Genomic DNA, 19,613 nt, shown 5'->3' with positions numbered 1-19,613 from the left:
TTTTTTGTTCTAATTATATACAATATTTGTATAACTTTCACTCTCTATTAATGAAAAATAATTTTAAAATAAATTGGAGTTCCAGGTCTCATAAATTTACGGCAACTGAAAAAAAGGCAGTTATCGAAGTTATGAATCGAGCTGACCCTCTAACACAAGGTAAATATTTACAAAAATTTGAGAATGATTTTAAAAAATATCTAGGTACTAAGGGCAAAGTCTTTGGTGTAACAAGTGGTGCCAGCGCAATAGAGTTAGCTGCTGCATCTTTAAATTTAAAGGCAACGGATGAAGTGATAATACCAGCTCATACTTATTGTGCATCAGCATTACCATTTACTAGATACAAGTCCAATATTAAATGGGCTGATATAGATTTAGAGACCATGACAATATCTGAAGACCATTTAAAAAAATTAATTAGCAAAAAAACAAAAGCAATAGTTGTAGTACATCTTTATGGATTACCTTCAAATATTTTAAAAATAAGAAAGATAATTAAAAGTAAAAAAATTCTTTTGATAGAAGACTGTGCTCAAGCATTAGGAGCAAAGATAAAAAATAAAAAAGTTGGTACATTTGGAGATTTTGCAGTCTTTTCTTTCCATGCTCAAAAAAACATTACTACTTTAGGCGAAGGAGGTGTTTTGGTGGTAAATAACAAAAAGTATGAAAAGTTTATTCCGGGATTAAGACATAATGGTCACAGAGAATTTTTAAAAAAAAAAAAATATTGGCAGCCAGCAATGGTTGATGTTTGTGAAGATATCAAAGGAGTTACACCATTTAATTTTCCCATGACTGAGGTCCAAGCTAATTTGGGGTCTAAACTGATAAAAAGAATTGATAGATTGAATTCTAAAAGAATAAAACGAGCAAAAAAATTTATAAAGTCAATGAAAGTTTACCATTTTTTAAAATTTCAAAAAAACATAAAAAATTTCAAAAATGTTTATCATCTTCTGCCAGCTAGAATAGTTAAAGAAGGATTAAATTTTGATAGAGACAAATTTATTAGTGTTATGAGTAAAAAATTTGGCATTAAGGTTATTGTTCAGTTTTATCCCCTTTATAGATATGATTTTTTTAAAAAGTATAATAAAAAAAAAATAAGTTTAAAAAATACTGATTTATTTTTTGATAATATGATTTCATTTCCCTTTCATGAATGGATGAGCGAAGTTAACTTTAATTATATGATTAATTCAACTCACAAAACAATAAAATATTTATTAAAATTAAAGTGAAAATTATTTGTATAATTCCTGCTCGAGGCGGAAGCAAAAGTATAAAGAAAAAAAATTTAGCTATTATAAATAAAAAACCTTTGATTTTTTGGTCAATAAAGTCAGCCAAAGAGTCAAAGCTTTTATCTGACTTTTATGTATCAACAGAAGACCCTGAGATTAAAAGAGTTTCTCTAAGATATAATTGCAAAGTAATTGATAGGCCTAAAAATTTGTCAAAAGATAACTCAACTACAATTTCAGTTTTGCAACATTGCATTTCCATTACAAATGCTGATGCAATTCTATGTTTGCAGCCAACATCACCTATAAGACCCAAAGGAATAATAGACAAGGCAATTAGAAAATTTAAAAGATATAATGTTGATAGTTTAGCCACAGGAAGAATTTTACACAATTATGAGTGGGGTAAATATAACAATGTATCAAGACAAAAATTGAATGGATGGTTTTGGGATGATGGATCTATATACCTTATGAGCTCTAAAGATTTGTTAAAAGGGAAGTGGACGGGTAAAAAATTGTATAAAATGCATATTAATAAAAAATATAGCTTAACTGAATGTGATGACTTGATCGATTTACAGATTTTGCGAGAACTAATTAAACTAAATTATTATAATGAATAGTAAAATTAAACTTATAGTAATTGGAGGTAATAGACTAAACGAGGAATATCCTTTTAAGAGCTTAATTGAATTAAAAAAAAAATATAAATTTGAATTACATATTTTAACTGAGAATACTCATTTAAAAAAACCGATAAATTATGATAAACAAAACTTCGATTTTTTTTTAAATAAAAATAAATTACAATTTACAATTATAAAAAATTATAAGCATTTATATAAAGTCATAAAAAATATAACCATAGATGCAAATACTTTTATTCTTTTGCTTAATTCAGTTTTTTTAATAAAAAAAGATATTATATCACTTATAAAAAGTAGAATTTTTAATTTACATATCGGAAAATTGCCAGAACAAAGAGGTGCGGGAACGACAACATGGCAATTCATGTCAAATATATTTAATTCAGCTGTAACAATTCACCGAGTAGGAATTGCCTTAGATCAAGGAAGAATTATAGTAGAGAAAAAATTTAAAATTAAACGCTCTAGTAAACCAATTGATTACTATAAATTAGCCTCTAAGTATGAAAAAAAAGCTTTAGAAATTTTTTTAAAAAATATAATTAAAAAAAAATTCAAGGAAATTGATCAAAAAGAGAAAAATAGTGTCTACATGCCCAGGATAGATACCAATACTCACTCTTATATTAATTGGTCTTGGTCAGAAAAAGAAATCCTAAGTTTTATCAAATCATTTGATAAACCATTTCTTGGAGCAAGAACATTTCTAGATAATAAAAAATGTGTTTTAAGTGATGCAAATTTAGTTAGAAGTTCAATCAAGTTTCACCCTTTTCAATCTGGAATTATAATTAGACATGATAAAAAATTTATTTTTATAGCTTTAAAAAATGCTATTTTAAGAGTGCGAATTAAATTTATATCTAAAAAAAAAGTTAATCATTTACTTGGTAGGCGATTATATACACCAATTAAATATCTTGAAACCGCCATGGTATCTAAAGCTATTCATAAACCAAATTCAATAAAAATCAAAAAAATTAAATTCCTTTAGCAAGAAAACCGCCATCTATATAAAAATCTTGACCAGTAACATATTTTGAAGCGTCAGAAATTAGATATACAATAATTCCAAATAAATCATTTGGAACCCCAAATCTATTCATTATAATTCTGTTTAGTCTCTCTCTTTTTTTAATGGGATCATTAAAACTTTTTAATGTCATATTAGTTTTTATATAGCCTGGTCCTACATTATTAAACCTTACATTTTTATTAGAAAAATCAATTGCGAAAGCTTTTGTTAATTGTTTTAATCCTCCCTTTGAGGCTACGTAACCTGGATTATTTTTAAAGCCCATTTCAGAATTTAGACTAGTAAAATTTACGACTGAACCTTTTTTTTTCTTAACCATTTTTTCTGTTACTAGTTTAGTTATTTCATAAGCTGAAATTAAGTTTATTTTGATGTTGTTTAGATAATTTTTATTTTCAGAAATGCCCGCAATATTAAGCAAAGCATCAATACGTTTATATTTTTTATAAATTTGATTAATGATTTCTTTAATTTTTTTTATGTCGGAAATATCAGCTTTGAAATAGTTTTTTTTTAAATTTTCTTTTCCTGTTTTATCTATTCTTATTACTATGGCTCCATTAAGCCTAAGTAGTTTGGAAATTTCTTTTCCAATACTACCCGAGGCTCCTGTCACAACACAAATTTTTTTATTGATTGAAAATAGGTTTTTTATTATTAAATCATTTTTTTTTTTCATTGTAATTTATATCTATTTATCATATTAACACAAAACTAAGACAATTTATAATTAAATTTAAAATGAACACTTTTTTAATTGCAGAGATAGGAATAAACCATAACGGGGATATTGAATTAGCAAAGAAGTTAATAGATGAGGCTAAAGAAGCGGGATTTGACTCTGTAAAATTTCAAAAGAGAGATATTGACTTAGTTTATGATGAAGCTATGCTTTCAAGTTCTAGAGAGAGCCCTTGGGGGAAAACTCAAAGAGATCAAAAAGAAGGACTGGAATTTGGAAAAAAAGAATATGATGAAATTGATGAATATTGTAAAAAAAAAAATATTCATTGGTTTGCATCAGCGTGGGACATTAATAGTTTAAAATTTTTAGATAATTACAGCTTAAAATATCATAAAGTTGCATCAGCAATGATCATTGATAAAAATTTATTAAAAGAAATTGCCAAAAGGAGTAAATATACTTTTATTTCAACAGGAATGAGCTCAACTGAGAATATTGATGAAGCTGTAAAAATTTTTAAAGAGTATTCTTGCCCATTTGAATTAATGCACTGTGTTTCTACATATCCTATGAAGACAGAAAATGCCAATTTAAACACTATTGATGCTTTAAAAAAAAAATATAAATGCAAAGTTGGTTATAGCGGTCACGAAACAGGTATAGCTGTGTCGTTGGCGGCCTTTTCTAAAGGTATAAGTTCATTAGAAAGACATATAACTCTTGATAGATCAATGTATGGATCTGATCAATCTGCCTCACTAGAACCAAGGGGAGCAAAAGAATTAATTTCAATGATAAGAAAAATGGAAATTGCGTTTGGAGAAGAAAAATTAGGCGATATACTTAAAGAAGAAATTCCTATAGCGCAAAAATTACGTGCCCACATTAAATAAAAATAAATTCCTAAAATCATTAGATTATAACATTAATGAAAATGTTAAAATCAAATCAAAATTGTATTTATTATCTGATGAAATTTTTAAATGTATTAAATTAATTCATAAAACTTTAAGGTCTAAAAAAAAAGTATTTATATGTGGAAATGGTGGTTCGGCAGCTGATGCCCAACATCTTGCGGCTGAGTTTTTAGTAAGATTAAATCCTAAAATTAATAGAAAACCATTTCCAATAATATCTTTAGCTCAGGACACGTCTACGATCACTGCTTGTGCTAATGATTTTGGATATAAATATTTATTTGTTAGAAATCTTGAGGCATTATATTTAAGAGGTGATATTGTTATTGCCTTGACTACATCGGGTAATTCCGAAAATATTTTAGAATTACTTAAATTTACAAAACTTAGACAAATCAATACAATTTTATTTCTTGGAAATAATGGAGGAAAATGTAAAAAATTTAAAGATTTTACTAACCAACTAATTATTCCAAGTAAAAATGTAGCAAGAATTCAAGAGATGCATATGTTTGTTGGGCATTTTATTCTTAATGAAGTTGAAAAACTCTTATTAAGTAATCAATGAAAGTTTTGTTTTATATTCCAACAAGCCTAAATAACCCTGAGTTTGAAATTTTGTTATCAAAAGCTCAAAATCATATAACTGAAAAAAATAATGTAACAATTTTAACATGTAATGGTGGTAAAAATTATTCATGTTCTATAAATTTATATTCTAACCCTGGCATATGTTATTTATGTAATAAATTTAAAAAAAAGGCATTTGACAGGTTAAAGGGTAATTTTAAGTTATTTAAAACAGGTAAATTTGAAAAAAAAAATTACTTTTTTTCTAATTATTTAAAGTTGAAAAAATTCAGATATGATAAAATTGATATTGGATTAGCTTCTTATAGTTCATATGTAGCTAATACTAAAGATCATTTGTTGCAAGGAAAAATTGCGAGAGAAATTACGTCAAAAAATTTGAACACAACTATTAATTTTTATAAATTTTTTAAAAAATTTTTAAAATATAATTCTTTTGATGTTGCGTTTATTTATAATGGCCGTCAAAATCAATATCGTCCATTATTTAGGTTATGCAAAAAAAAAAAGATAAAGGTTATTATACTTGAATATAGAGGTCCAAATTATAAAAATGTATATGAATATATTAATCATTTACCGACAGATTATTATTATCAATCAGAAAGAGTTAAGGATTTTTATGATAATTTTAATATTAGTGAATATAAAAAAAAACAAATTACAAACTATTATTATAAATCTCTTAGATTAGGAAAAAAAATACAAGATAAGGTATCATATACAAAAAATCAAAAATATGATCTGTTACCTGAAAACTTTAATAAGAACGATAATAATATCACAATTTTTAATAGTTCAGAGGACGAATATGCTGCCTTAGGAGGGATTTATGATAAAATTATTTTTAAAAATCAAACCAAAGCAATCGATTGGATTTGTAAAAAATTAAAAAGAAAAAATTCAACTAAAATAAAGTTATGGTTGAGAATTCATCCAAATTTGAAAAATGTTAAATGGCCATATATTGATGATCTTTATAAGCTTGAAAGAAAATATCATTTTTTGAACATAGTTTCTGCTAATTCAAAAATTTCATCTTATTCTCTACTATTTAATTCAGAAAAAATTATTACTTTTGGAAGCAATATGGGAATTGAGGCGGTATATTATAAAAAACCAGCCATACTATTAAACAGAATACCCTATGAAACTTTAAATTGTCAGTATATTCCAAAATCTAAACAGCAACTTTTAAATCAATTGACAAAAAAACTTTCACCTAAAAGTATTTTAGGGTCAACAAAATATGCACTTTTTAAAATGTGCGGTGGGCAAGAATTAAAAGGTTTCAAAGGAAGTTACGATGTTGGTTTTTCATTCCATAATCATAGAATAAAGAAAAATTTAATTTGGAAATTTTTCTATGTCATTTTTAGATTAATTGATAAAGTTTATTTTTTGTATTTCAAAAATATTGGAATTAAAAGACTCTTTAAATCATATAATTGATCTTCCACCATCAATTATAAGATTATGACCCGTCATATATTTTGAAGCGCTGGATGCTAAAAACTGAATTGCTCCAATATATTCATCCTTACTTGCCATTCTGTTTAGTGGAATTTTTGAAATAAGTTTTTTTACAAATTTACTGTCTTGTTTATTATAAACACCTCCTGGCGATAAACAATTACATCTAATGTTTTTAGATGCTAAAAGTGATGCATAGTATTTGGTTAAACCAACTATTCCGTGCTTAACAACAGAATAGCTTACAGGCTTATAATTTTTTTTACTTTTATAAATTGTTTGATCAGGAGCAATTACTGATAAATCAGAGCCTATATTTATTATATTTCCTGATTTATTTTTATTTAAATCTTGTGCAAATATTTCAATCATATTTTTTGCTCCAGTCAAACCAATATCAATTGATTTTTGCCAATTGTTTTTTTTTTCTCTATCTTTAGGTTGTGGGTTTAAAGCAGCGTTATTAATTAAAACGTTTATATAAATTTTTTTTTTATTAATTTCTTTTTTTAGCTTTTTAATATGTGGAATATTGGTTACATCACAGTTAAAGTAAAAAATTTTATTTGAATAATTTTTTTTTAATTCTTTAATAATTTTAAGACCCTTAGACTTATTTATGTCGACCAGGATTACATTTGAGTTCATTTCTAAAAGAGCTATAGCATGTTGTTTGCCCAATAATCCACATGCGCCTGTGACTAAACAAAAATTATCAGACATGTCAAATATTTTATTTTGTATTTCCATCCACCTCTATGTTTACACCATTAATGTATTCTGCTTTATCTGAAATTAAAAAATTAATGCAATTATTTATATCTTCTGGTTTGCAAAATCTTTTTAAGGAAACAGTTTTGTTTATAATATTTTTAATTAAATTATTTTCTTTTTTTAATTTTTTGTCCCAATTATTCCCTTTAATCAAAACATGACCAGGTGATACGACATTAATCGTAATATTTTTTTTGGATAAAATTAGTGACATATATTTTGTATAATTAATTAAACAATTTTTAGCAAGGCTATATGATAATGGTGCATTTCCTTTAAAGTTTCCAGCAATTGAACCTATTATAATAATCTTTGTTAATGAAGATCTATTTTTAAAAACCTTTAAATAGTTTTCAATTACATTTGTTGTTGAGAAAAAATTTTTACTAAAAACATTTTTCCATACTTTAAGGTTTTCTTCACCGCTTTTAGAAGTTTTACCGGAGCCTACATTGCATATAATAATATCTATTTTGGTAATTTTTTTTTTTAATTTTTTAAAAAAATTTTTGACTGATGACTCATTTTCAAAATTACATTTTTGTAGTATCAAATTTTTCGATTTAATATTTTTTTTTGCTTTTTTGAGATTACTATTACTTCTTCCCGAAATAATGATATTATGATTTTGATATGCAAAATTTTTAGCTATTTCAAAACCAATACCGTAAGAAGATCCTGTTACTAAAATATTTTTTTTCATTTAATAAAAAAGTTTTATATAATCTAAATTATCTCTAAATTCCTTTATTTCCTTTTTCTTTTGAGTTTTTGCAGTTTGTAAGATTAAATTTTTATTATAATTTAATTTCTTTAAAGTTTTAAAAAAAGAAGAGAAATTACAATTTCCTTTACCGAGTCTTACAGTTTTACCTTTAAATAATCTATCTTTTATATGTATGTTATGCACCCACTTAAAGTACTTTTTTTCATTTTTAATTTTATAACCTAATGAACAAGAATTTCCCGTATCATAATTAATGCCAAAATGCATATTAAATTTCTTTATAAATTTTATAAGTTTATTAGGATGGTAATCAATTTCAAATAAAATTTTAGTTTTAGTTTTTTTTAATTCTTCACTAAATTGTAAAAAAAAATTAATAGTTTTTTTTTCATCTGAAATTTTTTTAATACTAGAGTTATCAACCAAAGGTATAATTATATTTTTTATACTTAGTTGTTTGCATGAATAAATAATTTTATAAATTTTCTTTTTAATTTCCTTTTTTAGATATTTGGTTTTAGCTGCCGTATAAGGTTTTTGCATATAAAAATCACAAGTGACCGATGCAACTTTAACATTATATTTTTTTTCTAAATTTTTAATTTTGTAATGTTGATTATTATTTATTAAAGGGTTTTTATAGAAATTATGATAATCAATTGTCCACTCCATTAAATTTAACCCCAATTTCCTTGCAAAAAAAAATTCTTTTGTCCAATTATTCCATGGAAAAGATTGTAGAACACCACTTTTCTCAGATGGAACTAATCTGCCTTGCATAAATCCAATTTTAAAATTCATTTTTTTTCAACAAGCTCTAAAAAAATATTATCTATAGTTTTACAGAATAGGACTCTATATTTTTTATCAATAGACATGACAGGCCTAGATAAAAAAATTACTTTTTTTTTTTTAAGTTTAGCTATTAGAGTATTTAAATTTTTAACAGTTAAAGCAAAATGAGTTAATCCTTGATGATCAAGAAGATATTTTTTTTGTTTAATTTTTTTATTAAAATCTAAAATTTCTAAAAAAATTTTGCCCCCTTTTCCAATTTTGTAAGTAGTTAGATTACATTTTTTTACTTTTAATATTTTTTCAATAAATTTTTGATTTTCTGTAGTTTTTTTTATAATTTTAAGACCTAAAACATTTATAAAAATATCTAAGCAATTATCCAGATCTTTTGTTACTAGCCCTAAATGTCTAAAATTTAAGTAATGCATTTTTCAATAATAAACTTTGAAAATTTATAGTCCATTTCATCATTGATATCAAATTGTTGCAGTTTATCTTCAATAACAAAACCTATGCATTTTTTTCCGACCATCGATTTATTTTTTTTGAAGCTGTCAAATTTTGAAATTAATATAATTCCAGATGATTGATATTTGGGTATAAGAAAATGTCTATTGAAATCTGTTGGTGATTTATTAAAATTTATATAGTCTTTTTTTTTTGAAATTACATAATCTGGATGACATGTATTTCTTATTTTTATTATTGAAATTAAAGAATCAGCAATTTTACTTTTTAAAAACTTTTTAATAGCATCATCAATCAATTTTGAAGTTCTGAATACATGCGTAGGATGTAATTCAATTATAATATCAGGCTTACTTTTTATATTTTTAATAACAAAATTTATTGCATGGTATAATTTTGAATTATCACCAGAAATTTTTGATGAACGTAATTTTTTACACCATACACCTGATCTTAGTGCGGTATTCATAATTTTTTTTGAATCCGTTGAAACCGCAATTTCAGATATGTATTTTGATTTTTTTGCTTGATTAATTGTATGCTCAACTAGAGAAAGCTTATTAATTTTTTTTAAATTTTTTTTTCTTAGTCCTTTTGAACCTGACCGTGCTGGAATTATAGCTAGTATTTGGGTTTTTTTCATGTATTAGTAAATTTTGATAATGAATTCATTATACTTCAATATAACAAAAAAAGATATTGTCAAAAGGCATCATTGCCCTTTATGTTTCTGTAAAAATTATAAAAAAATTTCAGATGTTTTTTATAAAAATAAGTTTATATTTTTTTCAACTTCAATCTGCTCAGAGTGTAAACTAATTTTTAGAACTGAGCATCCATCACAAAAATGGTTTAAAAATCAGTTTAAAAAAAGAGAAAAAACTCAATTAAAAAAAAAAAGTGGAATAAATTTAGGCTATGAAAAATTTAGAAAAATAAGATATTTAAAATTATTTAAATATTTACAAAAATTTATAAAATTTAAAAATTTATTAGATGTAGGCTGTGCCACCGGACTCGGTTTAAAACATTTTTCATTAAATGGAATTTTTACAAAGGGTATTGATATAGATAAAACCAGGGTAAATTATGGGAAATCACATAAGATCAATTTAGAACATGGTGATATTTATACTTTTCAAACCAAAAAAAAATATGATCTAATTATTTTATCACATGTTTTTGAACATTTATTAGATTTAAAAAAAGCTATTTATAAATTAAAAAAAATATTAAAGCCCAAAGGATATTTATACATAGAGGTCCCAGATGTTAAAAATACAGTTAGATCATGGACAGATTCTATTTATTTATCCCATTTATATAACTTTTCTGAGCAAAATTTGACTAAATATTTAGAATACAATGGTTTTAAAGTTTTAAACAGGTCATATCCACAAACAGAAAATGGTGAAGAAAATATTGGACTACTTTTTAAGTTTGAGGCGCAACGCAAAAAAGTAAAAAACTTTTATATTAAAGAAAATTATGAATTTGAAAAAAAATATTTAATTAATGGAGACAAAAAAAGGCTCAAAATTCCTTATAGCATAAATTTAGATAAAATAAATGATCTTTCAATTTGCTACAAAGTACCTAATTTTAAACAATCAGCGCAAGAAAGTAATTATTGTAGAAAACTAGAGAAAAATAAAATAAATAATAAATATGAAGTAAAATTAGAAAATAAAAAAGTTATTATAAAAAAACAAAAATTTAGAAAAAATATAAAATTTGAAAAATAAAGTTATCAATATTATTTTTTTTTACACCACATGTAACAAGACCTAAATTTTTTTAAAATTATTTGAAGTAAATGAAAATTCTAGTAATAGAGTCTGTGTTTAACCAGCCCCACCTTGAAACTTCTGGAGAAATTGGGTTATCATTGTTAAAAAAAAATAAAGTTTACTTTTCTTGGTTGGGAGAAAATTTACCATGGAGTGAATGGGATTTGAGCCTTCTATCTAAAGTTACATTATCTTCTAAGAAAAACAGATTAAAAAAATTCTGTAATATCATTGAGCAAAAAGGAATCCAGATTGTGATGCCAGATATTATTACAAAACATGAATTTTTTAAGATCAATAGATGGTCAGACAGCTTTAATGGAAACCTAAATGATCTAAAAAAATTTAAATTTCAAAATCATCAACTTGGATTAGCAGTTTCATCTTCACTGATATCTTTTTTTCACAATACCCAGTTTGATGTAAAAAAAAAAATTATTATTGTTAAAAAATTGCTTAAATCCTCTGCAATTGTGCTTTTAAGAGCTAAAAAAATTATAAAAAAAATTGATCCAGATATAATTGTGACATTTAATAATAGATTTGCAACCACATATCCAATAGTTTCAGCTGGTTTAGAAGCAAATAAACAAGTTTGGCGACATGATAGGGGATCAAGTTATAATAAATACGAAATTTTCACTGAAGATATTCATGATTTAGATTACAGATATAGAAAAGTAAAATCTTTTTGGGATAGTTCAAAGCAAAAAACAGAAAAAAAAATAAAAGAAGCAAAAAAATATTTTAATTACAGAAGACTGGGTAAGCCGCTTGCGTGGGATTTGAAAAAAAATCATAAAAAATTTCAAATATCAGGACTTGATATTAAAAAACAAAAAAAAAGAAGGATAACTTTCTTTACGGCAAGTGAGGATGAGCACGAGTCAGTTAAATATCAAATAAAAAATTTAATTTGGTCAAATCAATTTGATGTTGTTAAAAAACTTAAAATACTAATAAAAAAACAAAAAGATATTGAATTAATTATTAGAGTGCATCCAGTTAGTCAAAATAAAAAAAATAATTTTGACGAAGATAAATGGCACACATTAGAAGATTGTAATACTAAAGTGATAGGTGCCAAAGATAAATATGACAGCTATGCGCTTCTAGATTCATCAGATATAATTATTTCATATGGAGGCAATATTGCAATAGAGTCCACATATTGGGGAAAATTTACTATTTCCTTAAGAAAAGGAATATTTTCAGATGGTAATTATATTTACGAACCCAAAAATTCAAAGGAGCTTAAAAAACTGTTAAGTAAACGGTTTAAACCAAAAATTATTGATAAAAAAAAAATGTTAAAATTTGGTTGGTATTTTTTAAACTTTGGAATTAAGTATAAATTTTATAAACCCATAGATGATTTTAATGGAACTTTTTGTAAAGTAAATTTGTCGAGTGACAGTAAAATAAAATTAGTATTAAAAAAAATCCAAAATATATTTAGTAATGATAAGTAAAAAAAATATTGTTAACCTTTACAGTATAATTGATGATCGCCTAAAATTTCAATCAATCTTATTAACTTTCTTAATGTTTTTTGCTGCTTTGTTTGAAATGTTAGGTGTAGGAATGGTTATTCCATTGTTGTCATTTGTGGTCGATAATACAATAGTTGAAAAATTTAACGATATTTATTTTATTGAAATGTATTTTTTAAGTTTAAGTTATAATTTTCAACTTATTATTTTATCGTGCATCATAATTTTATTATTTTTAATAAAAAATTTATATTTAGCTTTTATTTCCTGGCTTCAGTCAAATTTTCAAAAAAAGTTTATTTTATATACATCAGAAAAAATTTTAAAAATACATTTGAAAAAAAGTGTAAAATTATTCAATCAAAATAATAGCAATCAATATTCTAAAGATATTAATACTGATGTTGTTTATTTAACAACAACTCTTAATGCTTTTGCTATAGTTTTATTTGAAACGTTTATAATATTATTAATTTCAGTACTTCTAATCTTTTATATCCCTTGGATGACCTTATTAATATTATTATTATTTGGTTTCTTTGCCTTAATGTATTTAAAAATTTATAAGCAAAAAATATTAATGTGGGGGAAAAATAGATCTATTAATGAAGAAAAAAAATTTAGTCTCTTAAAAGATATCTTTTCATCAATTCTAGAAATAAAAATATATAATGCTCATAAAATTTTTATAAAAAAATTTAATGATATTAATAATAAATACTCAAGTAGTTTATTGAGTCATCATTTTTATCAATCGTTACCAAAACTTATAATAGAAATACTTGCTATTATATCAATTATTACTTTATTAATTTTTTTAGCTTTTACTTCGCAAAACAGTGAAATTATTCCTATCTTAGGCTTATTCACAGCCTCTACATTTAAGATTATCCCATCTATAACAAGAATAATTTCTTCAAAACAACAAATAAGATTTATAAATCCAATAATTGAGAAGTTAAAAAATGAGATAAACGATTCAAAGGCTCAAAATACTTTAAACAAAGATAGATTAAGTGATAACATTAATTTTTCTCGTAATATAAATATTGAAAATTTATTCTTTGGGTATGATACTAAAGTTAATATTATTAAAAATTTTAGTTTAGATATTAAGTATGGAGAAAAAATAGTTATAGCTGGCAAGAGTGGAGTTGGCAAAAGTACTCTAATTAAATTAATCCTTGGTCTGATTGAACCAAAAACTGGAGTAATTAAAGTAGACGGTATAAATATTAAACAAAACCTTGACTCATGGCACCAAAACATTGCCTATGTTCCTCAAAATGCATTCTTATTAGATGATACGATTTTAAATAATATTTTATTTGGAATAAAATCTTATTCCGAAAATGATTTAAAAAAATGTATTGAGATTTGTGAATTGGAGCCTTTAATAAATAGTTTAAATCAAGGTATAAATTTTACCGCAGGGGAAAATGGTAATTTATTATCCGGTGGCCAAAAACAGAAGATTATAATTGCCAGGGCGTTAATTAGAAAAAAACCTTTATTAATTTTAGATGAATCGTTAAACGCGATTGATAGAGAATCTAGATCTAAAATTCTTGAAAATATTAAAAAAATTAAGGATAAAACAGTTATTCTTATTACACATGATAATGAATTTAATTTTTCAGATAAGATTGTAAATATAATATGAAAATACTATTTTATTCAAATACATTAACACCATATCAAATTGATTTTTTAAAAGAATTAAATAAGTTTCATAAAATATTATCTATATTTACCGAAAAAACATTAAAAAATAATGAGTGGAAGTTTACGACAAAATATTTTCCTATTTTAAAAAATAAAAAATTTAAAGAAATTAAAGAGAAAATTAATAATTTTGATCCTGATATAGTTATAATTGGAGGCTATAAGTTAAAATATATTTTTAGAATAAATTTTTTTTTTCTGTTTAAAAAAACTAAAATTATATATTGGCTGGAAATTCCTAGAAATCAAAAATTAATAATTAATTTTTTAAAAAAAATATACATAAAAATTATTACTTTTAGAGCTAAAATTATCTTATGCGTTGGTTTATCGGCAAAAAAATTTTATCTAAAGTTATTAAAAAAAAAAACTGTCAATTTCCCTTACTCAATTAATGTAGATAAATATAAAATAAAAAAAAAAACAAAAAAAACAATAAAGGTTTTATTTGTAGGTCAATTAATAAAAAGAAAAGGAATATTAGAGTTATTAAAAGCTTTTGACAATTTTAAGAAAGAAAAGATAGAATTAATTATTTGTGGTAACGGCCCACTAAAGAACGATATAATAAAAAAAATTAATAATAATAATAAAATAAAATATAAAAATTTTTTACAAGAAAAAAAATTATTTCATGAATATTCTAATTCAGATATTTTTATCCTCCCATCTAAATATGACGGTTGGGGCGTGGTAATTAGTGAGGCTATGGCATCAGGACTTCCGATAATTGCTACAAAAGAAACAAATGCAGCTAAATATTTAGTGTCAAAAAAAAATGGTTTTTTGTGCAGGCCAAATGCAAAATCAATTTTCTTGAGCTTAAATAAATATATTAAAAATAAAAAACTTATCGAGATACACTCTAAAAATTCTAAAAATTTAATAAATAAATCTATATGCTCTTCTAAAAACAGTGTGTTAAAGCTAAATAGTCTAATCTCATGAATATTTTTTTTGAAGCAACAAATATCAAAGAAGGAGGAGCCTTATCACATTTAATAAATTTAGTTGAAGCTGCCGATCCTAAAAAAAATAATTTTAAAAAAATAATTATTTTATCATCTAAAAAAACTTTATCCTTAATACCAAAAAATAAACATATTCTAAAAATTGAAAATAAGGTTGCTAATAAGCACTATTTTATAAGATTCTTGTGGCAAATTTTTTTTTTAAAAAAAATTTTAAAAAAGCACAATGTTAATTTAATTTTTTGTTTATCAGGTGCTTTTTTTATAAAAGGCTATAAATATGTTCTGCTTAACCAAAATTTTTTACCTTTTGATTATCAAAACTTAAGAAAATATTTTTTTTCTCCTAGTATTATTAGATTATTATTATTAAGATTTGCTTTTTTTTATTCAATAAGAAATGCTAGTGGAGTATTTTTTTTGACAAATTATGTTAAGAAAATAATAATAAAACAATTACCAAAAAAATATCAAATTAAAAAAAATTTTTTTTTTATAATACCGCATGGAATAAAAAAAAATAATTTTATCGCAAAGAAATCAAATAAAAAAATCAAAATTATATATCTATCAAATTTAGATTATTATAAAAATCAAATCGAGTTATTAAATATTTTTAAAAAGTTTTATTCTGAAAAAATAAAACTTAAGTTAGATTTTTATGGTTCTTATGATTTCGATTATTATAAAAAGTTTATCAAAATAAAAAGGAAACTCTGTCTGCCCAATAGTTATGTCGAATACAAAGGTTTAAAAGACAGGCATCTGATAATAAAAAAAATTAAGGAATATGATATTTTTTTATTTGCATCTAGTTGCGAAAGTTTTGCAGTTTCAATCCTGGATGCTTTAGCAGCAAAATTACCAATTATAATAAATGATATTCCAGTTGTAAGAGAAATACTAGGCAAATCAGCTTATTATTTTAATATTAAGGATAGCCACAAAGCTTATTTAAAAATATTAAAATTTGTTTCAAACTCGAAATTAAGAAATAAATATTCTAAACTATCTTATCAAAAATACCCACAATACTCTGTTAAGAAAAATGTGTATAAAACTTTTAAATGTTTAAATATTATTTTTAAAAAAAAATGAAAATTATTGGAATAAACTCGTACCATGGAGACTCAAGTGCTTGCTTGATGGTAGATGGGCGAATAGTTTGTGCCATTGAAGAAGAAAGACTTAATAGGGAAAAACATTGGGCAGGTTTTCCAATTAGATCAATACAAACTTGTCTGAAGGAGATGGATTTAAATTTATCTGATATAGATTATATCGCAACAAATAATAATAATTATGCAAATATATTAAAAAAAATATTTTACGTAATTACTAAAATTCCAGAAAAAAGTTTCTTAATTGATAAAATTAAAAATAGAAAAAAAAAAACAAATATACACTCAAAATTAAATCAAATAGCAGACCGTGATTTAAAAAAAATAAAAGTGATAAATCTAGAGCATCATTTAAGCCACTTAGCATCATCCTTTTATCCGAGCGAGTTTGAAGAAGCGGTAAATGTATCAATTGATGGATTCGGTGATTTTGTCAGTACATCCTGGGGATACGCAAACAAAAAAAAAATTAATATTGATGGCAAAATTTTTTTCCCTCATTCTTTGGGTATCTTTTATCAGGCTATAACCCAATATCTAGGATTTAAGAATTATGGAGATGAGTACAAAGTCATGGGTTTAGCTGCTTATTCTAATAATTTAGAAAAAAAAATTTTCGATTTAATCAATATTAAGCAGGATGGTAAATTTGAATTAAACTTAAAATATTTTCAACATCATAAAAAAAAAATTAATTATGAATGGAACGATTGTTCTCCGTTCATATCAGATATTTTTTCTTCTGAGCTTGAAAACAGACTTGGTAAACAACGACTAGTAGACGAACCTATAACTGATTATCACAAGTCCATAGCGTATACTGTGCAGTATTTATATGAAAAAGCTCTTTTTAATTTACTAAATAGGATCTATGAAAAATATAATTGTGAGAATTTAACTTTGTCTGGTGGTTGCGCGATGAATTCAAGTGCGAATGGAAAAATATTAAAATTTACTAAATTCAAAAATATTTATATACCTCCTGCCCCGGGTGATGCAGGTGGAGCAACTGGAGCAGCATTATATTTACATCATAAACTTTCTAAAAAATCTTTGAAAAAACAAAACTATGCCTACCTTGGTCCAGGTTATCCAAATGATATTATAAAAAGCGCGATACATAGATTTGATTTAAGTTCATTGGGTACGATTAATAATTATGATGATAAGCAGCTACTTGAGAAAACTGCTAAATTAATATTAAATAAGAAAATTGTCGGCTGGTATCAAGGCAATATGGAATGGGGACCAAGAGCGTTAGGCAATAGATCAATTTTAGCTAATCCAGCAGCTGAAAATATCAAAGACATTATAAATCTCAAAATAAAAAGAAGAGAAAGTTTTAGACCATTTGCGCCATCAATATTAAGAGAGCATGTCAAAGATTGGTTCGAAGTAGATTATGATGTTCCATATATGAGTATGGTATTTAAGGTAAAAAGTGAAAAAAAAAAAATTATTCCAGCAGTAGTTCATGTAAATGGCACAGGAAGATTACAGACTGTTTCACGAGAAACAAATTCAAAATATTATGATTTAATTAAAAAATTTTATGATTTTTCTAATGTTCCTATTTTACTAAATACCTCTTTCAATGAAAACGAGCCCATAGTCAATACTCCATCCGAGGCTATTAATTGTTTTTTAAGAACAAATATGGACGTGTTAGTTATGAATAATTGGATAATAGAGAGATAAACTATGAATATATTAATAACAGGGGGGCTGGGCTATCTGGGAACTCACATCGCAAGTGAAATTTCAAAAAATAATAAAATATTTATATTAGATAATTTGACGAATAGCTATATATCAAATTTTAAAATTTTAAAAACAATTTCCAAATCAAAAAAAATTTACTTTATCAAATGTGATATTTTAAATAAAAAAAAATTAGTTAATTTTTTTTTCAAAAATAAAATTGATACAGTAATTCATTTAGCAGGTTTAAAGTCTGTAGAGGAGTCTGTTTCACAACCAAATAAATATTATAAAATAAATATATTGGGAACTTTAAATCTTTTAGATGCAATAGAAAATAGCAAAGTTAATAAAATTATTTTTAGTTCAAGCGCTACAGTATATGGTAATCCAAAAAGATTACCCATAACAGAAAAACATCCAATTCAAAAACCAACTAATCCCTATGGAAGTTCAAAATTAATGATTGAAACAATTATTGAGGATTTTCAAAAAAAGAAAAAAAATATTTCATGTTTCATTCTAAGATATTTTAATCCAGGAGGAGCGCATCCATCATTTAAAATAGGAGAAAATCCTAAAACAAATCAATCAAATATAATTCCTCAATTAATTTCTGCACTATATCATAAAAAAAATAAGTTTAAAATTTATGGAAACAATTTTAAAACTAAAGATGGTACTCCAGTAAGGGATTACATTCATGTAATGGATTTAGCAAAAATCCACAGTCTATTATTAGAAAAAAAAACAAAACCCGGTTATTATTGTTTTAACATCGGTTCTGGGAAAGGCTATTCTGTTAAAAAACTTTGCCAAAAATTTAATTATCATGCAATGAAAATATTAAAAAAAAAAGTTAGTTTGCAAAAAAATCCAAGAAGAGTTGGAGATGTGCCCTCTGTGTATGCAAGTTTTAATAAAATTAGCAAGTTTTTAAATAACTGGAAACCAAAATATAGCTTGGATGATATTTGCAAGTCATCAATTTATTTTAAAATTAATAAGTCTAATGCAAAAAGGTAGTTTTTTAATAAGTATTTGGTCAGATCCTGATCAATATATTAATTTATTAAACTTAGCTAATTATTTTAAAGTTAAAAAAATTAAATTTGATTTTGTATATCAAAGGCCAATTAAAAAATTAATAAAAAGAAAAGACCTCTACAAATCAAATTATTCAATTCCTCAAAAAAAATATAATTTATTAAATAAATTAAATTTTATTTCTTTTTTTTTTTATCAACTTTTTATATTTGTACAGAAACAATCCAAAATATGTAATCGCCTGTAACACCCATTCTTTAGTAATATTTTTGTGGTTAAAAAAAATTTTTTCTTATAAATTAATTTATTATAATTTTGATTTTGATAATGAAAAAAATATTTATGGCTGTTTTCATAAACTATTTTATAAATATGAAAAAAAAAATGTACATAAAG

At 24.3% G+C, this 19,613-nt stretch carries 19 protein-coding genes; 13 read left to right on the top strand and 6 right to left on the bottom strand.

The features are described 5' to 3' along the window. The first annotated feature begins 50 nt into the window (after nucleotides 1–50). Genes ACTTAT_RS02440 through ACTTAT_RS02430 form a run of 3 tightly spaced genes read left to right on the top strand, consistent with a single transcriptional unit; the run spans nucleotide 51 to nucleotide 2,894 of the window. Entirely contained in the window at nucleotides 51–1,247 is a 1,197-nt protein-coding gene (locus tag ACTTAT_RS02440) for a DegT/DnrJ/EryC1/StrS aminotransferase family protein (RefSeq protein WP_440679480.1), read from the top strand. After that, nucleotides 1,244–1,876 (top strand): acylneuraminate cytidylyltransferase family protein, encoded by a 633-nt coding sequence (locus ACTTAT_RS02435; RefSeq protein WP_440679479.1) that lies wholly within the window; start codon nucleotides 1,244–1,246, stop codon nucleotides 1,874–1,876. Before ACTTAT_RS02440 ends, ACTTAT_RS02435 begins: the two co-directional genes overlap by 4 nt. After that, complete coding sequence (locus ACTTAT_RS02430; protein WP_440679478.1) at nucleotides 1,869–2,894, top strand: formyltransferase family protein; 1,026 nt, start codon at nucleotides 1,869–1,871, stop codon at nucleotides 2,892–2,894. Before ACTTAT_RS02435 ends, ACTTAT_RS02430 begins: the two co-directional genes overlap by 8 nt. On the opposite strand, the gene ACTTAT_RS02425 is transcribed toward ACTTAT_RS02430, so the two are convergent. Then, on the bottom strand, nucleotides 2,881–3,615 hold the full coding sequence (locus ACTTAT_RS02425; protein WP_440679477.1) for an SDR family oxidoreductase: 735 nt from the start codon (nucleotides 3,613–3,615) through the stop codon (nucleotides 2,881–2,883). The genes ACTTAT_RS02430 and ACTTAT_RS02425 overlap by 14 nt on opposite strands. A gap of 62 nt (nucleotides 3,616–3,677) precedes the next feature. On the opposite strand from ACTTAT_RS02425, the gene ACTTAT_RS02420 reads away from it, so the two are divergent. From ACTTAT_RS02420 to ACTTAT_RS02410, 3 genes are read left to right on the top strand one after another with little or no spacing between them, the layout of a single operon-like run. Then, nucleotides 3,678–4,514, top strand: a complete 837-nt coding sequence (locus ACTTAT_RS02420; protein ID WP_440679476.1) for an N-acetylneuraminate synthase family protein — start codon at nucleotides 3,678–3,680, stop codon at nucleotides 4,512–4,514. Further along, nucleotides 4,498–5,106 carry a D-sedoheptulose-7-phosphate isomerase gene (locus tag ACTTAT_RS02415; protein WP_440679475.1) on the top strand — a complete coding sequence of 203 codons (609 nt, stop codon included), beginning with the start codon at nucleotides 4,498–4,500 and terminating at the stop codon, nucleotides 5,104–5,106. The genes ACTTAT_RS02420 and ACTTAT_RS02415 overlap by 17 nt, the downstream gene beginning before the upstream one ends. Continuing rightward, on the top strand, nucleotides 5,103–6,581 hold the full coding sequence (locus ACTTAT_RS02410; RefSeq protein WP_440679474.1) for a capsular polysaccharide export protein, LipB/KpsS family: 1,479 nt from the start codon (nucleotides 5,103–5,105) through the stop codon (nucleotides 6,579–6,581). The genes ACTTAT_RS02415 and ACTTAT_RS02410 overlap by 4 nt, the downstream gene beginning before the upstream one ends. On the opposite strand, the gene ACTTAT_RS02405 is transcribed toward ACTTAT_RS02410, so the two are convergent. Genes ACTTAT_RS02405 through ACTTAT_RS02385 form a run of 5 tightly spaced genes read right to left on the bottom strand, consistent with a single transcriptional unit; the run spans nucleotide 6,570 to nucleotide 10,012 of the window. Next, nucleotides 6,570–7,352: an SDR family oxidoreductase gene (locus tag ACTTAT_RS02405; protein ID WP_440679473.1), complete on the bottom strand. Its 783-nt coding sequence runs from the start codon at nucleotides 7,350–7,352 to the stop codon at nucleotides 6,570–6,572. The two genes, ACTTAT_RS02410 and ACTTAT_RS02405, sit on opposite strands and share 12 nt — an antisense overlap. Further along, the gene (locus ACTTAT_RS02400; protein WP_440679472.1) at nucleotides 7,336–8,079 is read right to left on the bottom strand and encodes an SDR family oxidoreductase; all 744 of its coding nucleotides are present in this window, start codon (nucleotides 8,077–8,079) and stop codon (nucleotides 7,336–7,338) included. Before ACTTAT_RS02400 ends, ACTTAT_RS02405 begins: the two co-directional genes overlap by 17 nt. Continuing rightward, entirely contained in the window at nucleotides 8,080–8,904 is an 825-nt protein-coding gene (locus ACTTAT_RS02395; protein ID WP_440679471.1) for a sugar phosphate isomerase/epimerase family protein, read from the bottom strand. Further along, nucleotides 8,901–9,329, bottom strand: a complete 429-nt coding sequence (locus tag ACTTAT_RS02390; protein WP_440679470.1) for a VOC family protein — start codon at nucleotides 9,327–9,329, stop codon at nucleotides 8,901–8,903. The genes ACTTAT_RS02395 and ACTTAT_RS02390 overlap by 4 nt, the downstream gene beginning before the upstream one ends. After that, on the bottom strand, nucleotides 9,317–10,012 hold the full coding sequence (locus ACTTAT_RS02385) for an acylneuraminate cytidylyltransferase family protein (RefSeq protein WP_440679469.1): 696 nt from the start codon (nucleotides 10,010–10,012) through the stop codon (nucleotides 9,317–9,319). Before ACTTAT_RS02385 ends, ACTTAT_RS02390 begins: the two co-directional genes overlap by 13 nt. A gap of 19 nt (nucleotides 10,013–10,031) precedes the next feature. Between ACTTAT_RS02385 and ACTTAT_RS02380 the strand changes: the two genes are divergently transcribed. From ACTTAT_RS02380 to galE, 7 genes are all read left to right on the top strand, one after another. Continuing rightward, a complete protein-coding gene (locus tag ACTTAT_RS02380; protein WP_440679468.1) occupies nucleotides 10,032–11,114 on the top strand; it encodes a class I SAM-dependent methyltransferase in 1,083 nt (360 codons plus the stop codon). Nucleotides 11,115–11,185: 71 nt separating this feature from the next. Continuing rightward, entirely contained in the window at nucleotides 11,186–12,631 is a 1,446-nt protein-coding gene (locus ACTTAT_RS02375) for a hypothetical protein (protein ID WP_440679467.1), read from the top strand. After that, nucleotides 12,621–14,315, top strand: coding sequence for an ATP-binding cassette domain-containing protein (locus ACTTAT_RS02370; protein WP_440679466.1), 1,695 nt, complete (start codon nucleotides 12,621–12,623; stop codon nucleotides 14,313–14,315). Before ACTTAT_RS02375 ends, ACTTAT_RS02370 begins: the two co-directional genes overlap by 11 nt. After that, nucleotides 14,312–15,325: a glycosyltransferase gene (locus ACTTAT_RS02365; RefSeq protein WP_440679465.1), complete on the top strand. Its 1,014-nt coding sequence runs from the start codon at nucleotides 14,312–14,314 to the stop codon at nucleotides 15,323–15,325. The genes ACTTAT_RS02370 and ACTTAT_RS02365 overlap by 4 nt, the downstream gene beginning before the upstream one ends. Beyond that, a complete protein-coding gene (locus tag ACTTAT_RS02360) occupies nucleotides 15,322–16,446 on the top strand; it encodes a glycosyltransferase (protein ID WP_440679464.1) in 1,125 nt (374 codons plus the stop codon). The genes ACTTAT_RS02365 and ACTTAT_RS02360 overlap by 4 nt, the downstream gene beginning before the upstream one ends. After that, nucleotides 16,443–18,167: a carbamoyltransferase family protein gene (locus tag ACTTAT_RS02355; protein ID WP_440679463.1), complete on the top strand. Its 1,725-nt coding sequence runs from the start codon at nucleotides 16,443–16,445 to the stop codon at nucleotides 18,165–18,167. Before ACTTAT_RS02360 ends, ACTTAT_RS02355 begins: the two co-directional genes overlap by 4 nt. A gap of 3 nt (nucleotides 18,168–18,170) precedes the next feature. Next, nucleotides 18,171–19,196, top strand: coding sequence for a UDP-glucose 4-epimerase GalE (gene galE / locus ACTTAT_RS02350; RefSeq protein ID WP_440679462.1), 1,026 nt, complete (start codon nucleotides 18,171–18,173; stop codon nucleotides 19,194–19,196). The last annotated feature ends 417 nt before the right edge of the window (nucleotides 19,197–19,613 follow it).

This window comes from Candidatus Pelagibacter sp. HIMB1517, assembly GCF_052047895.1.
Lineage (GTDB): Bacteria > Pseudomonadota > Alphaproteobacteria > Pelagibacterales > Pelagibacteraceae > HIMB114.
Note: the sequence above shows the minus strand (reverse complement) of the source record. Positions and strands in the feature narration are given on the sequence as shown.

What these genes read in the sequence shown, in the direction of transcription:
- ACTTAT_RS02405 (WP_440679473.1), bottom strand. Translation starts at nt 7,352, where the DNA reads ATGGAAATACAAAATAAAATATTTGACATGTCTGATAATTTTTGTTTA.
- ACTTAT_RS02380 (WP_440679468.1), top strand. Translation starts at nt 10,032, where the DNA reads ATGAATTCATTATACTTCAATATAACAAAAAAAGATATTGTCAAAAGG.
- ACTTAT_RS02425 (WP_440679477.1), bottom strand. Translation starts at nt 3,615, where the DNA reads ATGAAAAAAAAAAATGATTTAATAATAAAAAACCTATTTTCAATCAAT.
- ACTTAT_RS02420 (WP_440679476.1), top strand. Translation starts at nt 3,678, where the DNA reads ATGAACACTTTTTTAATTGCAGAGATAGGAATAAACCATAACGGGGAT.
- ACTTAT_RS02355 (WP_440679463.1), top strand. Translation starts at nt 16,443, where the DNA reads ATGAAAATTATTGGAATAAACTCGTACCATGGAGACTCAAGTGCTTGC.
- ACTTAT_RS02360 (WP_440679464.1), top strand. Translation starts at nt 15,322, where the DNA reads ATGAATATTTTTTTTGAAGCAACAAATATCAAAGAAGGAGGAGCCTTA.
- ACTTAT_RS02430 (WP_440679478.1), top strand. Translation starts at nt 1,869, where the DNA reads ATGAATAGTAAAATTAAACTTATAGTAATTGGAGGTAATAGACTAAAC.
- ACTTAT_RS02375 (WP_440679467.1), top strand. Translation starts at nt 11,186, where the DNA reads ATGAAAATTCTAGTAATAGAGTCTGTGTTTAACCAGCCCCACCTTGAA.
- galE (WP_440679462.1), top strand. Translation starts at nt 18,171, where the DNA reads ATGAATATATTAATAACAGGGGGGCTGGGCTATCTGGGAACTCACATC.
- ACTTAT_RS02410 (WP_440679474.1), top strand. Translation starts at nt 5,103, where the DNA reads ATGAAAGTTTTGTTTTATATTCCAACAAGCCTAAATAACCCTGAGTTT.
- ACTTAT_RS02365 (WP_440679465.1), top strand. Translation starts at nt 14,312, where the DNA reads ATGAAAATACTATTTTATTCAAATACATTAACACCATATCAAATTGAT.
- ACTTAT_RS02385 (WP_440679469.1), bottom strand. Translation starts at nt 10,012, where the DNA reads ATGAAAAAAACCCAAATACTAGCTATAATTCCAGCACGGTCAGGTTCA.
- ACTTAT_RS02370 (WP_440679466.1), top strand. Translation starts at nt 12,621, where the DNA reads ATGATAAGTAAAAAAAATATTGTTAACCTTTACAGTATAATTGATGAT.
- ACTTAT_RS02390 (WP_440679470.1), bottom strand. Translation starts at nt 9,329, where the DNA reads ATGCATTACTTAAATTTTAGACATTTAGGGCTAGTAACAAAAGATCTG.
- ACTTAT_RS02395 (WP_440679471.1), bottom strand. Translation starts at nt 8,904, where the DNA reads ATGAATTTTAAAATTGGATTTATGCAAGGCAGATTAGTTCCATCTGAG.
- ACTTAT_RS02440 (WP_440679480.1), top strand. Translation starts at nt 51, where the DNA reads ATGAAAAATAATTTTAAAATAAATTGGAGTTCCAGGTCTCATAAATTT.
- ACTTAT_RS02400 (WP_440679472.1), bottom strand. Translation starts at nt 8,079, where the DNA reads ATGAAAAAAAATATTTTAGTAACAGGATCTTCTTACGGTATTGGTTTT.